This window comes from Cellulomonas sp. GbtcB1 (assembly GCF_019091725.1).
Taxonomy (GTDB): domain Bacteria; phylum Actinomycetota; class Actinomycetes; order Actinomycetales; family Cellulomonadaceae; genus Cellulomonas.
The window spans coordinates 1-1099 of the sequence record NZ_JAGXJG010000123.1 but is presented as its reverse complement, the minus strand read 5'-3'; the positions used below and the strand labels follow the sequence as shown (position 1 = coordinate 1099).

General features: G+C 71.3%; 1 protein-coding gene. It reads left to right on the top strand.

Annotation, left to right across the window (positions count from 1 at the left end; genetic code table 11):
• The first annotated feature begins 109 nt into the window (after window positions 1-109).
• Complete coding sequence (locus tag KVT14_RS20015; protein WP_217617265.1) at window positions 110-1087, top strand: IS481 family transposase; 978 nt, start codon at window positions 110-112, stop codon at window positions 1085-1087.
• Window positions 1088-1099 lie beyond the last annotated feature (12 nt).

Here is a 1099-nt window from a genome sequence, read left to right as displayed (position 1 = left end):
CTAGATGTACTCGGCCAGGACGTTGGTGACGGTGCGGGGCCGTTGACGTGAGGAGAACCTCCGGCTGGGGTGTGGCTTGTCGAAGGCCCACGTCCCGCCGGAGGTTCTCGTGTCTCACGGTAATGCGCGTCTGACTGTCCATGGCCGGGCTCTGCTGGTGCGGCGGGTGATCGAGGACCGGCGCCCGGTCGCGCACGTCGCCAAGGAGCTCGGCGTCTCGCGCCAGTGCGCCCACCGGTGGGTCAACCGGTTCCGCGCCGAGGGACCGGCCGGGCTGGTCGACCGGTCCTCGCGCCCGCACCGCTGTCCGACCCGCACCGTCCCCGAGATCGAGCAGGTGGTGGTGCTCGCGCGCCGCGCCCACCGTCGCGGGCCGGCCTGGCTGGCCGAGCAGACGGGCGTCCCGGCCCGCACGGTCTCGCGGATCCTGGCCCGCCACCAGGTCCCGCGCCTGGCCGACTGCGACCCGCTGACCGGTCAGCCGATCCGGGCCGCCCGCGCGACCACGGTCCGCTACGAACGCGACCGACCGGGCGAGCTGGTCCACATGGACGTCAAGAAGATCGGCCGCATCCCGCCCGGCGGCGGCTGGCGCGCCGGCGGCTGGACCGGCGCCAACCACCAGTCACGCGTGGACAAGACCCCGATCGGCTACGACTACGTGCACGCCCTGATCGACGACTGCTCCCGGCTGGCCTACTGCGAGATCCTGCCCGACGAGAAGGGCCCGACCTGCGCGGGGTTCTTGCTGCGCGGCGCGGCCTACTTCGCCGACCACGGCATCGAGCACATCGAGCGGGTCATGACCGACAACGCCTTCGCCTACCGGTACTCGCACGACCTGCGCGACGTCGTGGCCGCGCTCGGCGCCCGCCAGGTGTTCATCAAGCCGCACTGCCCCTGGCAGAACGGCAAGGTCGAACGACTCAACCGAACCCTGGCCACCGAGTGGGCCTACCGGCAGGTCTTCACGAGCAACAACGACCGCGCCGCGGCCCTTGCCCCCTGGCTCGAGCACTACAACACTCACAGACCACACACCGCACTCGGCGGACGACCGCCGACCAGCCGACTGTCACCAACGTGACGGCTGAGTACA